Annotated in this window: 15 protein-coding genes and 1 tRNA gene; 9 read left to right on the top strand and 7 right to left on the bottom strand. The window is 39.4% G+C overall.

The annotated features are described in order from the left end of the window. The first annotated feature begins 7 nt into the window (after positions 1-7). From HC725_RS05150 to HC725_RS05160, 3 genes are read left to right on the top strand one after another with little or no spacing between them, the layout of a single operon-like run. Positions 8-1,015, top strand: coding sequence for a TAXI family TRAP transporter solute-binding subunit (locus tag HC725_RS05150; RefSeq protein ID WP_238928430.1), 1,008 nt, complete (start codon positions 8-10; stop codon positions 1,013-1,015). A 47-nt stretch (positions 1,016-1,062) separates the two neighbouring features. After that, a complete protein-coding gene (locus tag HC725_RS05155) occupies positions 1,063-2,958 on the top strand; it encodes a TRAP transporter permease (RefSeq protein ID WP_190330701.1) in 1,896 nt (631 codons plus the stop codon). A 52-nt stretch (positions 2,959-3,010) separates the two neighbouring features. Continuing rightward, on the top strand, positions 3,011-3,478 hold the full coding sequence (locus tag HC725_RS05160; RefSeq protein WP_190330702.1) for a YhcH/YjgK/YiaL family protein: 468 nt from the start codon (positions 3,011-3,013) through the stop codon (positions 3,476-3,478). Between the two features lie 331 nt (positions 3,479-3,809). Here HC725_RS05160 and HC725_RS05165 read toward each other — a convergent pair. Further along, positions 3,810-3,884, bottom strand: a tRNA-Gly gene (locus tag HC725_RS05165). A 312-nt stretch (positions 3,885-4,196) separates the two neighbouring features. Between HC725_RS05165 and ylqF the strand changes: the two genes are divergently transcribed. After that, positions 4,197-5,147 carry a ribosome biogenesis GTPase YlqF gene (ylqF, locus tag HC725_RS05170; RefSeq protein ID WP_190330703.1) on the top strand — a complete coding sequence of 317 codons (951 nt, stop codon included), beginning with the start codon at positions 4,197-4,199 and terminating at the stop codon, positions 5,145-5,147. A 74-nt stretch (positions 5,148-5,221) separates the two neighbouring features. Here ylqF and HC725_RS05175 read toward each other — a convergent pair whose 3' ends face one another. Further along, entirely contained in the window at positions 5,222-6,223 is a 1,002-nt protein-coding gene (locus HC725_RS05175; RefSeq protein ID WP_190330704.1) for a CobW family GTP-binding protein, read from the bottom strand. A gap of 643 nt (positions 6,224-6,866) precedes the next feature. Here HC725_RS05175 and clcA point away from each other — a divergent pair. Beyond that, positions 6,867-8,441: a H(+)/Cl(-) exchange transporter ClcA gene (gene clcA / locus HC725_RS05180; protein WP_190330705.1), complete on the top strand. Its 1,575-nt coding sequence runs from the start codon at positions 6,867-6,869 to the stop codon at positions 8,439-8,441. A 55-nt stretch (positions 8,442-8,496) separates the two neighbouring features. On the opposite strand, the gene HC725_RS05185 is transcribed toward clcA, so the two are convergent. Then, positions 8,497-9,687 carry an acetate/propionate family kinase gene (locus tag HC725_RS05185; RefSeq protein WP_190330706.1) on the bottom strand — a complete coding sequence of 397 codons (1,191 nt, stop codon included), beginning with the start codon at positions 9,685-9,687 and terminating at the stop codon, positions 8,497-8,499. A gap of 319 nt (positions 9,688-10,006) precedes the next feature. After that, positions 10,007-11,905 carry a DEAD/DEAH box helicase gene (locus tag HC725_RS05190; RefSeq protein WP_190330707.1) on the bottom strand — a complete coding sequence of 633 codons (1,899 nt, stop codon included), beginning with the start codon at positions 11,903-11,905 and terminating at the stop codon, positions 10,007-10,009. 404 nt (positions 11,906-12,309) lie between these two features. Here HC725_RS05190 and rnb point away from each other — a divergent pair, with 404 nt between their 5' ends. Next, positions 12,310-14,349, top strand: coding sequence for an exoribonuclease II (rnb, locus tag HC725_RS05195; RefSeq protein ID WP_190330708.1), 2,040 nt, complete (start codon positions 12,310-12,312; stop codon positions 14,347-14,349). 124 nt (positions 14,350-14,473) lie between these two features. Here rnb and HC725_RS05200 read toward each other — a convergent pair whose 3' ends face one another. Further along, entirely contained in the window at positions 14,474-14,824 is a 351-nt protein-coding gene (locus HC725_RS05200; RefSeq protein ID WP_190330709.1) for a DUF3024 domain-containing protein, read from the bottom strand. Between the two features lie 189 nt (positions 14,825-15,013). Between HC725_RS05200 and HC725_RS05205 the strand changes: the two genes are divergently transcribed. Next, entirely contained in the window at positions 15,014-15,838 is an 825-nt protein-coding gene (locus tag HC725_RS05205; RefSeq protein WP_190330710.1) for a phosphate ABC transporter substrate-binding protein, read from the top strand. Between the two features lie 84 nt (positions 15,839-15,922). Here HC725_RS05205 and HC725_RS05210 read toward each other — a convergent pair whose 3' ends face one another. Further along, positions 15,923-16,117, bottom strand: a complete 195-nt coding sequence (locus tag HC725_RS05210) for a YtxH domain-containing protein (RefSeq protein WP_190330711.1) — start codon at positions 16,115-16,117, stop codon at positions 15,923-15,925. A 151-nt stretch (positions 16,118-16,268) separates the two neighbouring features. Here HC725_RS05210 and HC725_RS05215 point away from each other — a divergent pair, with 151 nt between their 5' ends. Continuing rightward, positions 16,269-16,451 (top strand): hypothetical protein, encoded by a 183-nt coding sequence (locus HC725_RS05215; protein ID WP_190330712.1) that lies wholly within the window; start codon positions 16,269-16,271, stop codon positions 16,449-16,451. Positions 16,452-16,573: 122 nt separating this feature from the next. Continuing rightward, positions 16,574-17,143, top strand: coding sequence for a PhnA domain-containing protein (locus tag HC725_RS05220; RefSeq protein ID WP_190330713.1), 570 nt, complete (start codon positions 16,574-16,576; stop codon positions 17,141-17,143). 171 nt (positions 17,144-17,314) lie between these two features. On the opposite strand, the gene HC725_RS05225 is transcribed toward HC725_RS05220, so the two are convergent. Continuing rightward, positions 17,315-18,556, bottom strand: a complete 1,242-nt coding sequence (locus HC725_RS05225; protein ID WP_342365925.1) for a type II toxin-antitoxin system HipA family toxin — start codon at positions 18,554-18,556, stop codon at positions 17,315-17,317. Positions 18,557-18,630: the final 74 nt, after the last annotated feature.

The raw sequence follows: 18,630 nt of genomic DNA on the forward strand, positions 1-18,630 counted from the left end.
GACGAGAATGATGATGACAAAAACATTCAAAAAGAAGCTACTTAATTATGCAAAAGGAATTGCCGTTGCAGGGTTATTAGTTGCACAACCAACATTTGCGAAAACCGTAAGTATCATCGCTGAAGAACCTGGTGGTGGCTGGTATACCTACGGGACAACATTTTCAAAAATCATTGCCGATAATACAAAAGGCGAATATAGCGTCGATTTGATCCCTCGCGGTGGTGGTATGACAAATCCCGTTGCCGTCAATAATGGCAAAGCCGATTTTGGTTTTGCTACTTCAAATGCATCTGCATGGGCAAAAGATGGACTAACGGATATTTATAAAGGTAAAAAAAACACCGAACTAAGAAGCATGCTGAATGGTTTACAAGAAGCTTACACCATTGTGGTTGCGCGTAAGGCATGGGTGGAAAGTACGGGTAACGACACATTAGAAAAAATCATTAATGCCGATAACGTCGTCATCGCAACATCACCAACCGGCTCACAAGTTCCTATTATTGCCAACTTTATGTTTGAAGCCTTAGGTACCGATCTACAAACACTACGTAAAGAAGGAAAACTTATACAAGTGGGCGGCGGACAAATGTCTCAAATGCTAAGAGACAACAGTATCGATGTCTTCATTGAGAACGTTCCTGCAAACCACCCTTCCGTCACTGAAATGACGCTAACAAGTGATGTGGTTTATATTCCCTTTCCACAAAAAGTGCTAGATGCTTTAGCAACAGTAGGGCTTCCAACTGGAGTAATGAAAGCAGAAACGTATAAAGGACAATCTAAAGATTATATAAATCCTGTTAGTGCATCTGTTTTCTTAACCAGCACACATGTTGATGATGATACGGTGTATGCCATCACAAAAGCTTTGGTTGAAGGTCAAGAAAAAATCAAAGCAACTCACGCACCATTACGTGTATGGACTCCAGAAAAAAGCGCATTACAAAGTACGTTACCATTACACCCAGGCGTAGCTAAATATTATAAAGAAAAAGGCTGGATAAAATAAAAACAACCCCACCCAATTCTTTGGGTGGGTCTTTTGAGGTGAGTAATATGTATAGTTTATTTTTTAATGGAATAAAAATAGCTATTTCTTTTAGTTATATATTCTTCCTAATTAAACAATTCTTCGTTCCCGTATCGCCGTTAATGGCGGCATCGGTTCATGTATTTATGGCAACATCACTGATCTTTTGTTTTAAACCAATAGAAATAAAAGAAGGATCATTAAAATATTTAACTAGATTATTGGATATCATATTAATTGCATCCGCATTATTAATATGTGTTCATTTCATTACGGATATGGACCGACTAGAAACCAGATTAGAAATGATTGATGATATTTTATTATCGGATAAATTAGTGTTTATTGTTGGGCTACTCTTAATATTTGAAGGTGTTCGACGATCGGTTGGTTTCTCGTTATTAAGCGTCATTATATTTTTCGTTATTTATGCTTACTTTGGTCCCCACTTCCCAGGCTGGACAGCATTCAGAGGCTTCCCTCTATCAGAAATGACCGAAATCATTACCATGAAAACAGATGGTATTTTTGGTGTAACGGCAAGTACTGCGGTTAATTTCGTCTTTTTCTTTGTTATGTTCGGCAGCATATTCACCTTAACCGGTGGTGGAAGCATATTTATTGATATTGCCATGCTAGCAACAGCTAAGCTAACCGGTGGCGCAGCGAAAATGTCGCTATTAGGCTCAGCCCTATTTGGTATGGTTAGTGGCTCCGCTGTCGCAAATACCACCTCGACAGGTGTGTTAACCATTCCCATCATGCATCGTTCTGGCTATTCAAAAGAACAAGCGGCAGCAACAGAAGCTATTGCTTCAACTGGTGGTCAGCTTATGCCGCCAATCATGGGCGTTGCGGCTTTCGTTATGGCCGATATGCTGGGCATTCCTTATACGGATATTGCTGCCGCAGGGCTGATCCCAGCCGCAGGTTTCTACTTTGCTCTCTTCATTATTATTGATTTACGTGCTCGTAAAACAGGTATTGGTAACATTAGTACTGAAGATTTAAAAATTGAACCAATTAAACCTAGATTACACTTGCTTGCCTCCCCACTCGTCTTAATTGGAGTATTGCTCGCGGGTTATTCTGCTCCATTTGCGGCATTTATTGGTTCAGTTATCGCTCTCATTATCCCATTCATTAAAAAAAGCACACGCTATCCATTATATAACTTATATACGATAGTCATGGATGTTGCGAAACAAATGGCATGGGTTTCTGTTCCTCTCGCTTCAGTCGGTATTATCATGGTGATTGCGACTCAATCCAATCTGGCTTTCAAGTTCGTTGAATTGTTAACAGAAGTGGGGGCAAACAACTTATACCTATCTTTAATCATGGTCATTTTGGGTTGTATTATCATGGGCATGGGATTACCAACTGTTGCCGCCTATATCATCGGATCAATCATTTTTGTTCCTGCATTAACAGATATGGGCGTTAGTGTATTAGCCGGCAATCTATTCGTGATGTATTACTGTGTACTATCCATGGTTACACCACCTGTCGCCTTATGCTCTTATGCAGCAGCGGCCTTAGCAAACGGCAATTCAACTAAAACAGGGCTATATGCATTTTCATATGCTTTAGTTATTTTCTTAATTCCATTTAGCTTTATTAGTGACCCTGCTGTTTTATGGCAAGGCACCATATTCAGCATCTTATTAGCATTTTCAGGAATGATGTTGGCAACATTTTCTTGGGCGGTATTTTTACAAGGCTGGCTCAAAAAAGACTTAAATATAATTGAGCGAATTGTATTCTTAATTGCCAGCATAAGTTTAATTATTGAACGTTCAGGAACCGCTTACTGGTTATTAATGGTTGCCGTTAATGTTGTTGCTATTTTATGGTGCTTTAAAACTGCAAAAAAAGAACATAACAGCCAAGAAAAAAGCTTACTTAATGTAGGAAAATAAAAACAACCCACAACATTAATATTATGTTGTGGGTTTTTATAGGAAAATTAATATGATATTTGGTAATTTAATGTCTTTACATACCTCAGGCTTACCAATTTATTTCAAAAATATTCTCTCTTTACCAGAGTGCTCATTCACTGCCTTAATGAAAATGGACGATGGTAAGCTTCAATTAACTAATAGTGAATGGTTTTGTAATATAGGTAGCGCTCAAACCCAAGAATGGAGTCAAAGGCACACGGAATATCACCAATGTTATGCTGATATTCAAATCGTACTTGAAGGAGAAGAAATAATTAACTACGGCGTTTTAGATTGTATAGGTGACATTGCTGAAGAAAAAAAGCCTGACTTATTTATTCTTCACTCACCTAAACTAACGCAGGCTGTACACTTAAAAGTAGGAGACTTTGCTATTTTCATGCCAGGAGAGCCACATCAGGCACTGTGTATGGTATCCAAACCAAATCAAGTTCGTAAGGCTGTATTTAAGATTCCACTATCACTCTTTAGTTAATGAAATATACACCGTAGATATTAATGTCATATACAAAAAAGCCGTTATTAAATAGATTTAAGTAACAACCAGTAAACTGACTATAACGGCGATCTTTATTGTTTCTACGGCTTTATTGAGTAATTAATTCTATGGCCGCGTATGTATACCGAGTTTGGTATGGATTTCGGGGTTTTAAACATGCTCTTTCAAGCATTGGATACCAAACAGACACCATTTGGCCACCGAGCTATTTTCAAATCTAAATAATCAGATAGCAAAGACACAAAATAACTCAATAAATAGGGTTTATATTCAATAGTTTAAATTGGAATGATAGTGCAATAAGATTTGGAGCGTGCGGCGGGAATCGAACCCGCGTCATCAGCTTGGAAGGCTGAGGTAATAGCCATTATACGACGCACGCTTAATATGAGATAGGTTCTCTTTGAAAGCCCGACCATAATGCCATAACTTATCGAAAAAAAAGCCCTTTTATAACAATATCCATCTAAGTGCATAGAATATGAACGATTTTACATTTCGTACCTAAAAATGACAGCCCTTTAAATCGTTCTTCATGGTGAAATCCTAGATAGTGTCTATGACCATTCATAATATACTTCACTCTAAGCAATGAGCCAGCTTAACGAGTTTATGCATTTCCGCACCAGCTATAAAGTGTTAAGATCCCTCTATTAGGCACCAATAACGCTCGTACTCAATTAAAGGCGATTCAATGTCGACAATTAACAACTCAATCCAATGGTTTCCGGGCCATATGCACAAAGCTCGTAAAGAGATCGAAGAAGTTATTCCGAAAATTGATGTCATTATTGAAGTCTTGGATGCTCGAATTCCTTTTTCTAGTGAAAACCCATTAATTTCACACCTACGCGGTGATAAACCTTGTATTAAGGTACTGAACAAACGTGATCTCGCCGATCCAGAATTAACACAATTATGGATTGATCACTTCGAAAAAGAGCAAGGTGTGAAAGCCATGGCGATCACCACTGAAAACCCGCAAGAAGTTTTCAAGATCATGGAATTATGCCGTAAGCTTGCTCCTCATCGCAGTGATATTGGTAAAGATATTCGAACAATGATCATGGGGATACCGAACGTAGGTAAATCAACGATTATCAATACATTAGCTGGCCGTATGATAGCGCAAACGGGTAATCAACCCGCGGTTACTCGTCGCCAGCAACGCATCAATCTACAAAACGGTATTGTACTATCGGATACTCCTGGGATCTTATGGCCGAAAGTTGAAAATCCACATTCAGGTTTCCGCTTAGCAGCAACGGGTGCGGTAAAAGATACGGCTATGGAATACGATGAAGTGGCGTTTTATACCGTAGAATATTTAGCCGCACATTATCCACAGCTACTGCAAGCGCGTTACAATATTGAAGAATTACCACAAAGTGATGTTGAGTGGATGGAAGAGATTGGCCGTAAACGTGGTGCTTTACGTGCCGGTGGTCGCATCGATTTACATAAAGCATCTGAAATTTTATTACATGAGCTGCGTAGTGGTACTTTAGGGAAAGTTACCTTAGAGCTTCCAGAAATGATCACCCAAGAATTGATCGAAGTTGAAATTGAAGCTGAGCGTAAAAAAGAAGCGCAGATTAAAAAGAAGGAAGAGCGTCGCAAACGTTATCTACGCAATAAACGTTAATGCATCCTTCCTCACCCTTTGTATTATTACGTTAAATAAGCAGCCGATTTTTCAGCTGCTTTTTTTATTTTGACTTAATCATTTTTCCGTATTAACGATAATAAAACCTCTTCCAATTGTTGCCATGGTAGTAACTCACTGTCGATAACTTCAATACGAGATTCGTAACCTTCTAATGTCATTTGATTTATAGACACAACACCATTAGAGGCATTAAATGCATAACAGCCTTGGTCGGTATTCATGACAGCTTTGATTCGCTCTGCGGTGAGTGATGAAAGCATTGAGAAAAGCAAATCAAAATTGAAGGTGGATTCTGCACCAAATAGCCAACCACAGCTAAAATAACCCTGTCCTTTGTTCTCTTTGCGAACATATTCCTGCCCTGGTTGTAAACCGAATTGAGGATCTAAATGGTCGTGAGAATGACTTGAATGGTCCGAATCTAACTCAGGTTCTGCTGCTCTCTCTTGATCTAATATAATTAAATCAACGGAGCCTTGTGATGTGGTAATTAATTGGAATTGTTTGTTTTTATCTTCATGCTTATTTCTGAAATTTTCAAACCAATGAATCAAGTTATCAAGATCTTGCTCTGATGATTGATCGGCTTTATTGGCAACAATAATTTGAGCTGAATCTAATTGATCATTGAAGTTTTGATTACTGGTGTATTTTTCATTCGATATGTGCCGAGGATCAACTAAAGCAATTGTCGCTTTTAAGTCCACATAAGGAGAAAATTGGGCTGAAAGTAATTTAGACGTCACTTCTTTAGGATGCCCAAGCCCCGTAGGTTCAATCAATAAACGATCCGGATTTGTTCTTAATAGTGCATTGATACCAACCGACATAGGAACACCTGCAGTACAACACATACAACCACCAGGAATCTCTTTAATCATAGCGCCTTGATCTGTCATCAGAGCCCCATCAATACCTATCTCACCAAATTCATTAACCAAAACCGCCCAGTTTTCATTTTTAGGCTTATTCTTTAATAAATGTAAGATTGTTGTGGTTTTTCCTGAACCTAAAAATCCAGTGATAATATTAGTGACAACCCGCTTTGACATAAATACTCCTCAACTAAGACCTCAGTATATATATTTTAAAATACGGACTCCAAGGAATTATTTCATAAGACATGAGTGTTTATTTGCAGAGTATTGGCTTATTACGGCATTATTTTATATCAGTATGACTTTATGAGAGCATACTTTGTGGCAGAATTATCTTATGACAAATAGTAAAAAGCGCACCATTTGCAGTGCGCTTTCCCCTCGAAACTCAATCGTGAGTATGCGAGTCAAGCAGGTAAGATATCCTGTTGACCATAAGTCGAGGATTTCATTATATGTAACGATATTTTTCACACTGTACTCTTTATTTCTAATTTCTAATTTCTAATCATAACGTTCAAGTATCTAACGCTTTTCGCTAACGATATGTCTGTTGCACAATCAATATCGCTTTTTGCCTGTAGAAGCTATTCCCTCCATGTAAGTTGCTTTCTACCTATGAAAAGTATGGTATAGAACTGATAAATTACAAGTACACTAGCAATATAAATTTTGTATAAAAGCTGTGCTATTTTATTACTTTATAAGTAAACTTACTTTTCGTAACAATTAGATGTAATTCTCTCGCAACATTTTATAATTACAGCCTAATAAATCTCATGCTGAATTCTTCAAATCATAGGAAGCATATACCCTAATGGCCCCCTCAAAGTCGTTTAAACAATCCTTATCTCGGTACAAATCTAAAAAGTTTGTCGGGGTGATTTTGACAAGAGATAAGACTCCCATTTCGATCTTACTTCTCTCGGCTATTGTTGGGATCCTCGCTGGGGTTGTCGGCACTCTTTTTGAAATGGGTGTTACGTGGGTTTCTGAGACTCGTACTGATTGGCTTAAACAAGAGCTTGGTTCATTACTACCACTCTGGCTGACCGCTATTATTGTCAGTGCTACGCTCGCTTTTATTGGCTATTACTTAGTACACCGCTTTGCACCAGAAGCTGCGGGGTCTGGTATACCTGAAATCGAGGGCGCAATGGATGACATACGCCCTGTTCGTTGGTGGCGAGTTCTGCCCGTAAAATTTTTCGGGGGTTTAGGCGCTTTAGGATCTGGTATGGTGCTTGGTCGAGAAGGACCAACGGTACAAATGGGTGGCAATATTGGCCGAATGGTCTCTGATATATTCCGACTTAAAAACCAAGAAGGTCGCCATTCTTTATTAGCTTGCGGCGCAGCAGGCGGTTTGGCCGCTGCATTTAATGCCCCACTTGCTGGCATCATGTTTGTTGTTGAAGAAATGCGGCCTCATTTTCGCTATAACCTTTTGTCGATAAAAGCCGTCATTATTTCTTCTGTCATGTCCACCATCGTATTTCGTACACTAAAGGGACAAGATGCCGTCATTACGATGCCTCAATACGATGCACCAGATCTACATACTTTATGGCTATTTTTAGTTTTAGGCTTAATTTTTGGTATTTTTGGTGTGACATTCAACCGACTCGTCACTTGGTCGCAAGATATGTTTGTCTTGGTTCACCGTAACGAACGTAAACGATATTTGATAACAGGAACCGTGATTGGAGGCGTTTTCGGACTTCTTCTACTTTACTTACCTGAATTAACGGGCGGAGGTATTGCTATTATTCCGGGGGCAACCAACGGTGATTACAGTACCAGCATATTAATGATTTTGTTTCTTGCTCGTGTCGCTACTACGCTAATCTGTTTTGGCTCCGGTGCTCCCGGTGGCATTTTTGCTCCAATGCTAGCCCTTGGAACTTTATTTGGCACCTTTTTTGGTCAATTTGCACTCTACATTGATCCTAGCTTGCCAATTGAGCCGGGTATGTTTGCGATTGCGGGCATGGGGGCATTATTTGCTGCAACCGTAAGAGCCCCTATTACAGGCATTTTACTCGTTATCGAAATGACCAATAATTATCATCTAATTCTACCACTGATAATTACGACTTTAGGTGCCACCATTACAGCTCAGTTACTAAATGGGCAGCCAATTTATACTCAATTACTACATCGCACATTGAAAAAAGCCAAGTTACAACAAGGTGACCTACCTTTAGCGGATCATAATACTAAAGAAAAAGAAGAAGAAAAGGTAAAAACCGACGACTTGGAAACTGAAAATTTAACCACTAATAATTCTGAGTTTATACCGGACGGAGCTGCCGATAAATCTAAAGAGTCAGAGACGCCGAGTGATCCGTTTTCACCTTCATATGAGAAACTGAAAACGGATAAAAACTAAAAGCCATTACCGAAATACTCAGTAATAGCCTTCATCTTTTCTATTATTTAGAGCGTTATTTCATTAATGCTACTGACTCTTGAGCAATAACAAACTCTTCATTCGTCGGAATAACCATCGCTACAGGGGAGTCTTCTGTCGTGATGATACCTTCTTCACCAAAACGTGCATCCGCATCCGCTTGTTCATTTTCTTTATAGCCGAAGATTTTAAGATATTTCAAAATTTCACGACGAATAAGAAGTGCATTTTCACCAATACCACCTGTAAAAATAATGCCATCTAGATTATCCAGTGCCACCATATAAGAACCAATATATTTGGCAACGCGGTATGTGAACACTTGAAACGCTAACGTCGCTCCTTCATGTCCTTCTCCCATTGCCTCTAAAATGCCACGAGCATCACTGGTTAAGCCCGATACTCCCAGAAAGCCTGATTTTTTATTTAAGGTATCGAATACTTTCTCTGGTGACCAACCTTTGTTGATCAAAAACTCAATGATACCTGGATCAAGATCGCCACAACGCGTTCCCATCATAAGACCAGAAAGTGGTGTAAACCCCATACTAGTATCAACACTTTCGCCATTTTTAATTGCGCAGACCGAGGCACCATTACCGAGGTGAACAGAGATAAAGCTGCACTCTTCTACAGGTTTATTGAGCATTTTCGCTGCTTCACGGCTTACGAAATAGTGGCTAGTACCATGAAAGCCATAGCGACGAATTGAATATTCATCATAAAGCGTTTTATCAATTGCGCCCATATAGGCTTTGGCAGGCATAGTTTGATGGAAAGCGGTATCAAATACAGCAAACTGAGGTAATGCTGGAAAAGCTTTTAATGCAGCTTTTATACCAATAACATTTGCTGGAGCATGTAATGGCGCTAGCTCTTTTACCGCTTCAATATCATTAAGAATTTGCTCATTAATTTGAACAGTTTTCGTAAACTTCTCGCCACCATGAACAATACGATGTCCTACAGCAACAATGGCATCTGTCAGATTATATTCTGCAACGATATCTACAAGCTTACTAATGGCTAATTGATGATGATTTTCCTCACCAACAATTGAAACCTCTTGTTTTTGACCTTGATACTTCCAATTCATTCGAGAATCATCTAGGCCAAAACATTCACCTAAGCCTGTTAACACAGCCTCACCCGATTCGGAGTTGATAACAGCAAATTTAAGTGAAGAGCTTCCAGAATTGATAACGAGTACATATTGATTTGACATGAGTTTTCTCTTATATGCGATTAGTAAAACAGCAAGCGGTAAAAACGGCTTGCTTTCAATTTATAAGTGAATCACCATTATTCAATAATTTTTTATTTTTTCAACTTTTCTTTGCGATGAGCGCGAAAAGAGTCTTCGTTAACTTGATCTACAGCAAGAATCTATTTAGTTTTCACTGTAAACATATTTTTAAAAGCATGATCCATTATAGGACTTAAATAAATCCAATAATTAGATATAAAAAAACCGAGATAGCAATTGCCCTCTCGGTTTCTTGTTCTAGCTTACACCCAATTTAATTGAGCATAGTAGATTCAATTTATGCGTCGCGGTTAGTACGAGGCGCGGTAGGTTTGCCTTTCGCAGCACTACTACGGTTACGATCAAAACGACGTTCGCCATCACGACCACCGGCTGGAGCTCCGCCTTCACGACGACCACGATGACCTTCCCCACCACGTCCACCGCGAGAGTTACCGCCATCACGACGAGGAGCACCAGAACCTGCACCGCCACGAGGGCCACGAGATTCACGGAAGTCATCAAAATCACAAACGGTTGCACTTACTTCTTTCTGACGGATGCGTAATTTCTTAAGCTTACCCGCAACTTCAGAAGTCATTGCTTTTGGAAGCTGAACAAATGTATGACCTTGAGCCAGTTTAATTGCACCAATTGAGTGTTTTGTTAAGCCAAGTTCGTTTGCCAATGCACCAACGATATCTTTCACTTGAACGCCACTGTCACGACCGACTTGCAGTTGGTACGTATCCCAATCTTGTTTAGTGCCACCGAATGAACGACCACCATCACGACCGCCTTCACGATCATCACGAGGATTGTCACGACGCTCTTTACGACGTTTATTTTCACGCTCAATCGCATCAGCCATTGGATCAGGCCCTTGATAGAACAAAGGACGCTTACCTTGCTGACGTTGAAGTAAAATAGCCGCAAGTGTTGCCGCATCAACTTCTAAAGATACTTGTAATTTCTCAATCAGTTCAGCAAAGCTTGCTAGTGATGCATTGCCTTTTTCAGCTTCTAGTTCTGCGCCTAACTTAGCAAGACGAGCTTCTGCTACTTTATCGCGGTTAGGAAGTTGAATTTCTTCCATGCTAGATCGAGTTACACGCTCAATCGTGCGAAGCATACGAATTTGGTTTGTACGAACTAACAATACTGCTTTACCAGTACGTCCAGCACGGCCAGTACGACCAATACGGTGAATGTATGATTCAGTATCGAATGGGATATCGTAGTTAAATACGTGAGTGATACGAGGTACATCAAGACCACGAGCAACAACGTCAGTTGCAACTAAAATATCAATCACACCACGCTTGATGTTATCAACAGTACGTTCACGTTGTGCCTGAGGAATATCACCGTGCAATGCTGCTGATTTAAAGCCGCGCGCAGATAACCAATCAGATAAACGCTCAGTATCTTGACGAGTACGTACAAATACAATTGATGCATCTGTTTCTTCAGTTTCAAGTAGACGAGACATTGCTTCGTCTTTCTCTACGCCTTTTACGACCCAGTAATTTTGTTCAACTTTAGCAACAGTACGGTTTTCACCAGCAACATCAACACGAGCAGGATTACGTAGGAAACGATCAACAATCGTTTTTACCATTGGAGGCATAGTCGCAGAGAAAAGTACACGCTGTGCAGATTCTGGTGCTTGTTCCATGATCCAAGTTACATCATCAACAAAGCCCATTTTTAGCATTTCATCGGCTTCATCAAGAACGAAAGTTTTTACTTCGTCTAATTGAAGAGAACGACGATTAATTAAATCTTTTACACGACCTGGAGTACCAACAACAATGTGAGAACCATTTTTCAGGCCACGCATTTGGTCAACAATAGATGCGCCACCGTAGATTTCAATAACCTTTAAGCCTTTAATATTTTGGCCAAGTACTTTGATTTCTGCCGCGACTTGAATAGCAAGTTCGCGAGTCGGTGCCATAACGATGGCTTGTGGTTTGTATTGGTTAAGATCGATTTTATTCAGAACTGGCAGAGAAAACGCAGCCGTTTTACCAGTACCTGTTTGCGCTTTACCTAAAGCATCTTTGCCTTCAAGAAGGAAAGGAATAGAAGCGGCTTGGATTGGGGTTGGGGTTTCAAAGCCCATCGAATTTAGAGCAGAAAGAAGATTTTCATTAAGGTCTAGATCGATAAATTTGATTTCAGATTCTTGCATGGGGTTCCTACTTATTTAAGGAAAATTTCGGTCCCATTAAGCTCAACTACCTCTAATACCTACCCTAACTTCGTGTTCCATAAAAATCATGGATTAGGTAGAAAACGCCTTAAGCTGTTTCGGGACATCATTAAGGGAGGCGAATTCTGCCTGATAAACACAAAAAAAGCTAGGAAAAATTGAATTTCATCACATTTTTGTTGTTTTGGGAGCCAAAATCATAAAAACAACAATAAACCACCATTTTACAGCCGATTAAATCCTCAACATTCCCATCTTTATGTAAACAATGTGAGAAGCACAAAAACAAACTAAAAAGGCAAGGTAATAAAGTGGTAATCCCATTGTGCAATCATTATAGTGTGCCTCATAGAATTCGACTCACTAAATTTAGAAAGAAGCCCATGTTTTCAGACAATCCGCTCCTCGCGCAACTTAAACAACAAATGAAAGAAACCTTGCCGAAAAAAGAAGGCACCGTAAAAGCAACCGATAAAAGCTTTGGTTTCTTAGAAGTGGATAGTAAGAAAAGTTACTTTATCCCACCTGCGTTTATGAAAAAATGCATTCATGGCGACAAAGTTATTGCGATTATTCGCAGTGAAAATGATAAAGAAAGCGCAGAACCGGATGAGCTTATTGAGCCTTCTCTTACTCGCTTTATCGCACGAGTGAAAAAGTTTAAAGGTCGCTTGAATGTGGTGCCCGATCACCCTCAACTGCGTAAGCTATCTCTTAAAGCCAAAGCTCGTAAAGGTGTTAATCCTGAAACACTCAATGAAGGTGATTGGGTTGTTGCTCATTTAATTGAACACCCCCTTATGGCCGATAACACCAATGATCAATTCCTAGCCGAAATCTCCGATAAAATTACAGATGCAGATGACAAAATTGCACCTTGGTGGGTAACATTGGCGCAAAATGATTTACCAAACTGCGAACCTGCTGGCTTGGAAGAAGGCGAAGAATGGCAATTAATCGATGATGAAGCACTAGAACGTGTAGATATGACCGCCACGCCATTTGTGACTATCGATGGTGAATCCACTAAAGATATGGATGATGCGCTTTACGCTGAAACCACAGTTGAAGGTGATTTTAAACTGACGATTGCCATCGCTGATCCAACGGCTTACATCATTCCAGATTCAAATATGGACAAAGTTGCTCGCAAACGTGGTTTCACTATCTATTTACCTGGTCGTAATATTCCAATGCTTCCACGTGATCTGGCAGATGACCTTTGTTCACTAAAACAAGATGAACTTCGACCTGCGCTATGTTGCTCGGTGACAGTATCTAAAGATGGCGTCATTGGTGATGATATTCATTTCTTTGCAGCCACAATGAAATCACACGCTCGCCTGTCTTACGATAAAGTCTCTGATTGGTTAGAAGACACAAACAAAGATTGGCAGCCACAAGAAAACATTGCCCCTGTGATTTCAACATTGCATCAATTTGCCAAAGCTCGTGCCACGTGGCGCTTAAACAATGCAGTCGTATTTCCGGATCGCCCTGATTACCGCTTTGAACTAAGTGAAGACAACGATGTGATCGCGATTCATGCGGATTTACGTCGCACCGCCAATAAATTGGTTGAAGAAGCCATGATCACTGCCAATATTTGCGCAGGAACCGCACTGAAACAAAAATTTCAATCAGGTATTTTCAATACTCATGCCGGTTTTAAAGAAGACAAATTAAAAGATGTGATTGAACTGGTTGATCCTGAAGGTGAGTTAGGCTTTAGTGCTGAATCCGTTGCGACTCTGGAAGGTTTTAGTGCTCTGCGTCGCTGGCTCGGAAAGCAAGATACTTCTTATTTAGATAACCGCATTCGTAAATGTCAGGCGTACAGTGTCATTAATCACCTTCCGGCTGAGCATTATGCTATGGGGTTAGATATTTACGCCACATGGACATCTCCAATCCGTAAGTATGGCGATATGATCAATCATCGTATGCTTAAAGCTTTGATCTTAGATAAAGCACCGGTGCAAGTACCCGATGAAACTATTGGTGAAGAAATGTCATTGTGTCGTCGTTACCATGGTATGGCAGAACGCAATGTTGGGGATTGGTTATATGCGCGTACTTTAATCAATGAACCTAAAAATGAGACTAAGTTTCAAGCGGAGATATTCGATGTAAATCGCGCCGGTATGCGTGCTCGTTTACTTGAAAATGGGGCTGCGGTCTTTATTCCTTGCTCTCAAATCATTGATAATAAGGAACGCATTATTGGTTCTCGTGAACTAGGTACAATAGAAATCGACAAACAAGTTGAGTTTAAACTAGGCGATATTATTGAAGTGACTTTAATCAACGTCAGTACCGATACTCGTAGCATTACCGCTAAGCCAACGCAAACCTTTGCACCTTTGGCTGAAGATAACGCTCAAGATGTACAAGAAAATACTGATAACGCGCTGACAGAATAATATCAGGTCAAAACTTAAACCGACCTGATTTAGCATTAATTAATCAGTACCATTTCAAACGCCTCAGATTAGTCTGAGGTGTTTTTTATAATGAATAAATAGTGCCGAACTACGAAAATCCCCCCTAACTCCAAATACATTCATCGGTGTCTTTTTCAATCACTGTCAGTAAATTCAATGCATCAGCATGTACAGGATGAAATAGATGCGCTTGCCACAACCCTTCTTTATGAGCTTCAGAACGTACCAATAAATGCCATTGTTTACCCGTCATATCATACTGTAATTTAGCCACTTCAAGTTCATGCTGACATCGCATGGAATCAACTGAAAACATAGCTTTATAAAAAATAAACTGTTCACCTTGAATATCGAAACTCGATTTCCCTTGTGTTAAAGGTAAATTCTCATTGCGAATATGACAAAGCTTTTCAGCCCTACGCTTTATTCTCTGCAGTTCTATTTCTGATGGCATATCAATATCGCCTTTAAATACAGACTTACATTTAATACCAGTATAGATGAAGATAAGCCAACTCTTCAGCCCTCCACCAAAGTTTCTTATTTACCTATTTAAACACTCAAATGGCTATTCACAAAAATGTCACATAATCAACATATAATACCCAGTAAATTAATACTCACTCAATTTTTGGAGATGTGCATGTTACGTGTGATGTTCACGGGGTTACTTTCTTCCCTGCTCTGTATTTCAACGGTATATGCAAAAGATATCGTTGTATCAGGTTCTACTTCTGTTACTCGAGTAATGGACGTCCTCGCCGAAACCTATAATAAAACCCATCCAGATTCATATATTGCAGTGCAAGGCGTAGACTCAACTGCTGGCATTATTTTAGCGACCAAAGGTGTCGCAGATTTAGGCATGAGCTCTCGTTACCTAACCGAAGCTGAGCTCAGTAAGGATTTAACCATGACAACCATTGCTTACGATGGAATAGCCATTGCAACCAACATTAAAAACCCTGTCAGTAATTTAACAACTGAGCAACTAACCCAAATTTATCAAGGAAAAATCACGAATTGGAAGCTAGTAGGTGGTGAGGATAAGGGTATTGCCGTTGTCACTCGTGAGGCATCTTCTGGATCGCGATATAGCTTTGAAAGTTTACTCGGTTTAACCAAAATAGTTAATGAGCACCTTGTATCTAATATCAGCCCAAAAATCTTGGTCGTAAACAGTAATGGCATGATGAAGACGCTCATTAATCACAACCCTCAAGCGATTGGATTCATCTCTATGGGTTCATTGGATAAATCGGTCAAAGCCATTACCTTCAATGATATTAAACCGACATCAGAAAATATCTCCAGCGGAGAATATAAATTAAGTCGCCCATTTTTAGTGGTGCAAAAGAAAGATCATCAAGATAAATCCATCGACTCTTTTTTAGCCTTTATTGTCTCTCCTGAAGGACAAAAAATCATTATTGATTATGGATACACGCCGATGAAATTATCTCATTAATCTGCATAAAAAATGCTATATCAAAACGCAAAAAAGGCTTCAAACAATTGAAGCCTTTTAAAATATATTCTAATTTAATTTAGGTTATTGACCTAACTGACTAACCGTATCAGACAAAGAACTCATTCCAGATTGCAGGTTATCTTTGGCATCTTCATAACCATCTTGCACATCTTCCATTTGTCTAATATCCAGAAAATCCATAATTTGATCTTGATATTTAATGCCAATACCAACACCTATCGCGACTAAAATAAGTCCAAACACCAACTTGGTCATCTGCTTCCCTACTTCGCATCTTTCAATTAATTTGACCCAATTTTACACAATAAAAACAATACGTCCACTCAAGCTGATATAAAGAATATATTCAATTAGTTAGATTTTATCAGCACAAACATTGTGCTAAAAATTCAGCAAGGACAGCACGATGGAACAAGATAACAATACAAACTTAGAAGAGTTGGTTGAGCAATTTATCCAACTTGATATAAATTATCAGCAACAAGCCGTCGACTTATTGAAATCTTTAGTCAAGGAGCAGCAAGCCGACAATATTCCGATTCTGTCTGACCAAGAAAAATTATCTCTTTCTAAATTATTTAAACTGTAAGCCATGTTTAAGATGTAGATGGTAAAACTGCTCCTCAGATTTTCAATTCACCTTGAAGTAGTACGGTGATATATGGATAATGTCGCCTTGCAAATAACCCAGAAAATTTTAGGTGTATATCAATGTCAACTGAAACCACTCTACTTGCCCGTAGCGAATCAAAATGCGAATTATGCGCTTCCACGTCTTCATTGGCTCCTTTTGTTGTCGCGCCCCATACATTTGCCACTGTCGATCATGCTGCCATTCTTTGTGAGACATGCCGTGTACAAGTTGAATCACCAGAAAACATGGATGTAAACCACTGGCGTTGTCTGAACGACAGCATGTGGAGCCAAGTGCCTCAAGTCCAAGTACTTGCATGGCGCCAGTTAACTCACCTATCACGTCAAGGTGAAGCTTGGGCAAATGAACTACTTGATATGATGTATATAGAAGAAGAGCAAATGACTTGGGCTATGCAGGGCATGTCTAACGATGATAAACCTTTTGACTGTAATGGCGTTGAATTGAAGAAAGGCGATGACGTTACTGTAATTAAAGATTTACCGGTAAAAGGGACTAACCAAGTAATCAAGCAAGGCACCGTAATCCGTGGCATCAGCCTAGGTAACGACCCTAAATTAGTTTCTGGTAAAGCAAACGGTGGTCAGTCTATGTATGTGATTGCTGAGTTCTGCCGTAAGAAATAAACCGCATAAATCACAACGAAGTTTATACAAAAAAGACGCCAATTATGCTAATGCCAGTCACTTAAGTTGACTGGCATTACCCCTAAGTTAGATAGTTAAAGCCTAATTCTAGGGATGCTTATCAATACGATTAATTATCTTATATCCACTCAACACTGATAGGATAAAAGATCACACTGTAGTAATTTTTCCTGATGTCTTCACTAAACCAGCAAATATCTTATCTCGGACATCTTCATTAATCCCATCGGGTAAGCCACTAGAAACGGATTCAATTACCTTTTCAGTCGTATCTGCAAACTCTTCTAACAAAATATTCAAATCATGGGTTTTGAACGATACTTCTTTCGCTGTATCCGAAAAATGCCTAGGTTGGATTTGGTGCCATTTCCTTTTTCTACCTTTGCTAGCCTTCAAGCTCATCGCCATCTTCAACTCTCGCTCATGAAGGCCACGACCGCCAATTAAAGGATAAGCGGAAATAATGTCATATAATGGTGCCAGAGCAAACTTCCCACCGGCTCCAATTCTTAATGAAAAGTTTTTTGCATGTCCATCAATAGCAGCAAGTAACCAGAATAATATTTGGCTACGCATAAACGTTTGTCGATCTTGTGGTTCTGAAGAGTAAGACAGTGTATTCATGATGTCGGCAATACCGATGCCACCATCACTTTCATATTTCTTCGCAGGCGACAAACTATTAACCTGGCAAAAATCTTCATGAGGTAACCTCAGGTAGAATTTCTTGCTTGAGGATAACTTACGGTCAAATCTTTCAACGGCTAATACTCTCATATCATTTGCGATAAGAATGTCGCAATTAGCAGTCGGAATACCAAATGCTTGTGATAACCGCATACAAACAAGCTCATTATCAACACTATTTGATAAATCCAAGATATTATTTGATGTTTCAATTTCACCAATTGGTAATTTGATAATATGAGTAGTCGGTGTTAACCCATGAGGGATATACCATTTACTACCTTGTTTAAGTAATGCGGTTTTTTCCTGAGCACCTGCAATTGATATTCTAAAATCATCCTCGCTTTGGAGCATACCTAATGGGGCCTCATCTAAGTAGCCTCTAAGTATTGTTGATAATCGATTTTCGTCAAGCTCAGAGCCTTCTATAACTTTATTATTAGGAATAACCTCAGATTCAGGGATCAGTGTAATCGCCCCTACCGCATCACGGCCTACCTTAGACAATAAATCAAAAGGCTGAACAGTTTCAGCACCATAACGCGATACAATTCGCTCTCTAATATTTTGGTTATCTGGTAACAAGTTATCAAAAAAGTTAATCACTTCATTACCCGTGTAGGCATCACCTCTTAACGGCATCGATAAAGAAATAGGTCGAGTGTTATCTGATTCAATGTCACCACCAGTGCAAAAATGATCCACTAACACCAATTGAAAATTGATCCACTTGGTATCATTCAGTTTTAACAAAACTGGATGGTGATTATGTTAACCAA

The organism is Vibrio sp. S17_S38, from assembly GCF_014694375.1.
Lineage (GTDB): Bacteria > Pseudomonadota > Gammaproteobacteria > Enterobacterales > Vibrionaceae > Vibrio.